General features: G+C 36.4%; 4 protein-coding genes. All 4 read right to left on the bottom strand.

All coding sequences use genetic code 11. The features are described 5' to 3' along the window. Positions 1-218: 218 nt before the first annotated feature. The 4 genes from cas2 to BMY85_RS15230 are packed head-to-tail and all read right to left on the bottom strand — an operon-like array spanning position 219 to position 4,245. The gene (gene cas2, locus BMY85_RS15245; protein ID WP_092479264.1) at positions 219-497 is read right to left on the bottom strand and encodes a CRISPR-associated endonuclease Cas2; all 279 of its coding nucleotides are present in this window, start codon (positions 495-497) and stop codon (positions 219-221) included. Positions 498-519: 22 nt separating this feature from the next. After that, entirely contained in the window at positions 520-1,512 is a 993-nt protein-coding gene (gene cas1b, locus BMY85_RS15240) for a type I-B CRISPR-associated endonuclease Cas1b (protein ID WP_092479262.1), read from the bottom strand. A gap of 9 nt (positions 1,513-1,521) precedes the next feature. Then, the gene (cas4, locus tag BMY85_RS15235; RefSeq protein WP_092479261.1) at positions 1,522-2,013 is read right to left on the bottom strand and encodes a CRISPR-associated protein Cas4; all 492 of its coding nucleotides are present in this window, start codon (positions 2,011-2,013) and stop codon (positions 1,522-1,524) included. Between the two features lie 12 nt (positions 2,014-2,025). Continuing rightward, complete coding sequence (locus BMY85_RS15230) at positions 2,026-4,245, bottom strand: CRISPR-associated helicase/endonuclease Cas3 (RefSeq protein WP_092479259.1); 2,220 nt, start codon at positions 4,243-4,245, stop codon at positions 2,026-2,028. Positions 4,246-4,376: the final 131 nt, after the last annotated feature.

Below are 4,376 nucleotides of genomic sequence, written 5' to 3'. Positions count from 1 at the left end.
TTCCAAATTTACATTCCACTATGGTTCTTCTCAAACCCCTCCCCTAAAAGCCCCCTAAAACAGCCCTCTTCAGAAGCCATTTCTGTCGACCTCATTTTTATGTACAAAAATCAAAACATCCAAACACTTGACAATCACACCTTTTTCCTCGAAGTCTTTATAAATACAGTGTTTGTCGACCTCCCTGCTATTTTACCATATCTAAGTTCGACAGAACATCAAAAGAAATTAGATGTCAAGTCCTCCTGATTTGCCCAGAACTCTTTTTCCAGCCAGCGTCCGCTCCTGCTCTTAAATACTATCACACTATCCAAATCTTTTCTAACAATACTTTTCAATTCATATTGCAATTTCAAAAGCTGGGCTTCCGATAATTCTCCCTCAAACACAGAATTTTGAATATGTGTCAGATAACGCTTGCACACCTTAAATGTTTTTGTCAAAACCTTCTGCCCATTGTCATCTCCTTTAATATCATAAACCAGTATTACATACATAATCCCACTCTCCTTTCCAGTCCTACCACCAGATCTTAAAAGGCTCATACTCCTTTTCCCCAAGTAAATGCTTCACAACTTTGTAACACTCAAGCCTCATTAAATACTGATACGAAACCGAACGCCCTAATTCCTTATGTTTCACCGTCGTCTGAAGCTTAGAATCCAGCTCTGAAACAATTAATTTTGAAGCATCCTTTTTCAAATGCAGACAATTCAATTCCTTTGTAAAACTCTTTTCTGTAATCTGTTTCTTGTTAAGAAGCGAGAAAATAAGCCTGTCCGCTATGATTGGCTTAAACACTTCTGAGATATCCAGACTCAAGGAAAAGCGGCGTGTGCCTGGTACGTGCAAATAGCTTACAGTCGGATTTAACTGCGTCTGGTAAATCTCTCCCAAGACCTTCGTATAAACCAGCGTATTTACAAACGAAATCAATGTATTAATCATATTGTCTGGGGGACGTTTCACTCTTTTATCAAAGTTAATTTCCTGATCTACGATTGTGTTCCATGCAGTGTAGTAAATCTTCCTGATATTACCTTCAATTCCCATAAGCTCTTCCACCGATCTGGTCTGGAAAAGCTGTCCATGCAGCTGGCCGATCATACTCATCTGCTCTGAAACATCCTTGCCTCTGGAATTGTAGTACCTAAGATTGCGGTAAATATTATCTGCTGCTGCATCAATAAATTTCTGTGCCAGCACAATACGTTTTTCCTCATCCAGATAATGCTCCACCTGCTTTACAAGGAGATGCCCTGACACATACTTCTCCCTTGGATAAAATGTTCCTGTATAATAGTCATAATAATTAAAGAAATGTACCGCTACATTCTGTTGTGATAAAAAATTAATTAAACTTGTGTTAAAATTCATTTCACACATTACATAAACATCCTGAACTGCCTCGATAGGAATATTTCTCGGTTCTCCATCATCTGGAACAAAACGCAATGTATTATCTCTCCTCACAAGATCGCCTTCATTATAAATATATATGCTTCTTTTCATGTATTCCTCCTATATATAGCACAAATCATGATATGCACAGGAACGGCAGATACGCTGTTTTTTCATAACAGGCGGAACGGATTCATTTACAATCTGCTCAATTTCCTGTAATACAAGCCTGATATGCCGTTCGTCTTCCTCTGATAACTCCACATCCACACATTCTTTTAATAATGGATAATCAATCTTTGCCTTTACTAGCACATCACGCTCTTTCAGATAATAGAGATAATATTTAACCTGTAAAATGCTTGCTTCTTCTATTTTATTGCTTTTCTTGACTTCGTGTAAAATTCCTTTGCTACGAATAAAATCAATGTTTATGACATTGTCTATGTTAATATGCTTGTCATCTCGGCGATAAGTTTCCTCATCAATTACCTTTCCAATGGCAACATTTTCATTGCTTTGCTCCATCTGGATTTCATGGTAAAAATACCAAAGTTTCCGTTTACACACTACATAATAGTAGACCATCATGCCAGTAATATCTTTTTTCATTATGCCACCCCTCTAGCAAAACATTGGATCTTCAATTGTCTTATCATCCAGCGACTCAAATCCTTTTTCGGTGTAAATACAGCCCACAATCGGAATCTGCTCAAAGTTACTAACTCTTATGTTTCCCCAATTTGTTGATTTGCCCTTACTTAAACTGTTTCTGTAATTCTGGTAAACGCAGTATGGGATGGAAACGACATACTGTTTAAGCTCTTGGGTATGTTTAAGCCTGTCTTCATAAGAAACATCCGGATCCTTCAATTTTTCTTCTAAATCTTTTATATGTTCAGAATTTTCATTATATATCCTCCAAGGAATGATTTCCTGAGTGTGAATATTGCGAAGTGCCTGTTTCTCCCCATCTGGATTTTTAGAAAACCTTACTAACAGGCTATAAGTTTCATTATACACCTTCATATATTGGCTGCCTTCTAATTCCTTAGTGGTAAACTGCTCTAGCATATTTGCCTTTTCCTGCTCATCCATCAGGCTTTCATTTTTTGCACTGGCAAATTTTTGCAATTCCAATTTTGAAATGTTATATATTTTTTCGTCTATAAATTTTTCAAACAGTGTTTTTTCTATTTTCAAATACACAAAACAGTTGACTTCTTCTATTTCTTTTAAGCCAAGACGATTACAGCGGCCCATTCTCTGGAACAGGGAATTTAAATCCTGTAATTCTGTAAATAGGTAATCAAAGTCTAGATCCAGGCTTGCTTCTACCAAAGAAGTAGATATCCATATGCCATTGGCTGGCGGTGGAAGTTCTTTTTTGCTCCCTGCAAATGCTTTTATTTCTCTTTCCAGCTCTGCTCTTTCTTTACGGATATAACGGGCATGGAGCATGTGAAGTTCTTCCTCTGGCACAAGTGAAGAAGATTCTTCTATTTCTCGATACAACTGCTGCGCCTTTTTGATGGTATTGCAAATGACTAAAATTTTATTCCGTTTCCCTTTACTTTTATTTTCAGCATATGTATTCAAAATGTCTTTTGCGTTGATTGCCTCGTCTATGACTTTTACGGAGTGCCTTTTTAATGTGCTTGGAAATGCCTGCTCTGAAAATTTCATATTTTTTGCCAGCTTATCTCTTACAAAGGGCATTAACGTTGCGGTTATAATGGCAATCTTCCCACCTATTTTTTCAATCTGCTCCAAACCAAATACTAAATATGCAAGCAGTTCTGCATTATACATCTGGATTTCGTCAATAATGATTTTAGAATAGGAAAAGGTGGCTAGTTTTAATTCATATCCTGCATAAAAAAATACAAAATCAAATAATTGATCCATTGTGCTAACTGTCAATGGAAGGGATAGCTGCTTTCCAAGTAAATTGTAGGACTGGATTTCTTCTATGTGCATTTTGGAATTATTTATTAGATATTCTGCAGATTCAGAATGAAGAAGTGCAAGACGTTCTGAAATCTTCTTATCGTTTAAAAGATCGATCCGGATTCTATCGTACATAGCATTGATGGCTGTACGGAGTGGCAACACAAAAAATCCTTTTCCATTTCCAAGCCAATGTAATGCTGCTTCGGTTTTTCCCATTCCCGTCGGTGCTGTTACCATAATGTTTTCCTTCTGATGCTGTTTACAGAACTGCTGCAATTCATTCCAGTCTGCATCTGGTTTATTCTCTTTCCATTTATGAAGCAGCTCTTCTAAGGAATTTTCCAGAAAATCGTTAGGAAATTCTGCTTTCACACCTCCACTGGCACAGTAGTCACATTTGTGAAGAAGTCCTTTGACTAAAATTGCTTTCGGGGTTTGTCTGATACGGTCTATATCTCTTATAAACCTGTCTGCACGAAAGCCTGGGTAAACAGGAAAGGATTCCAATAGATTTTTTATAAGATTCTGTTTTTTCCTCAAATATCCATATACGCTCCCATAATTATGATGATAACCAACTGCATATTGTATTATCGGAAATTCTTCCGTTTGGTATTTGCCCTCATCAAGAAAATACAGTGATAATACGTTATGTGGTACTTCTTTTGTGGGATCAAATCTGATTTTCTTATCTTTGCTATGTACTCTTTTTTGAAATTCTTCGTTTACTTTTCCACAGTCATGGTACAGACAGCTTTCTTTAACTAGCCTAATAATCTGCTCATCCTGTAAATAGCCTAGCTGGGTTATTTGGGATAGGCATTCCAGTAGTTCTTCATTGTGCTGTTGAATTGTTTTGTCTGGTTTAGCTAAATAATTTTCTAAGTTCATTATAACTCCCTTTCTGATTTCTTTACTATTTGTAATATTTTACACCTTTTTATCTGTTTTTGCAAATTAAATTTATGATAATTTGCGTTTCAGTATCTTACATTCCATTATGGTTCTTCTCAAACTTCAAC

The sequence above is a fragment of the [Clostridium] polysaccharolyticum genome (assembly GCF_900111595.1).
Taxonomy (GTDB): domain Bacteria; phylum Bacillota; class Clostridia; order Lachnospirales; family Lachnospiraceae; genus Clostridium_AI; species Clostridium_AI polysaccharolyticum.
The sequence above is the reverse complement of the archived record's forward strand: the minus strand, read 5'-3'. Positions and strand labels throughout refer to the sequence as shown.

What these genes read in the sequence shown, in the direction of transcription:
- cas2 (WP_092479264.1), bottom strand. Translation starts at nt 497, where the DNA reads ATGTATGTAATACTGGTTTATGATATTAAAGGAGATGACAATGGGCAG.
- cas1b (WP_092479262.1), bottom strand. Translation starts at nt 1,512, where the DNA reads ATGAAAAGAAGCATATATATTTATAATGAAGGCGATCTTGTGAGGAGA.
- cas4 (WP_092479261.1), bottom strand. Translation starts at nt 2,013, where the DNA reads ATGAAAAAAGATATTACTGGCATGATGGTCTACTATTATGTAGTGTGT.
- BMY85_RS15230 (WP_092479259.1), bottom strand. Translation starts at nt 4,245, where the DNA reads ATGAACTTAGAAAATTATTTAGCTAAACCAGACAAAACAATTCAACAG.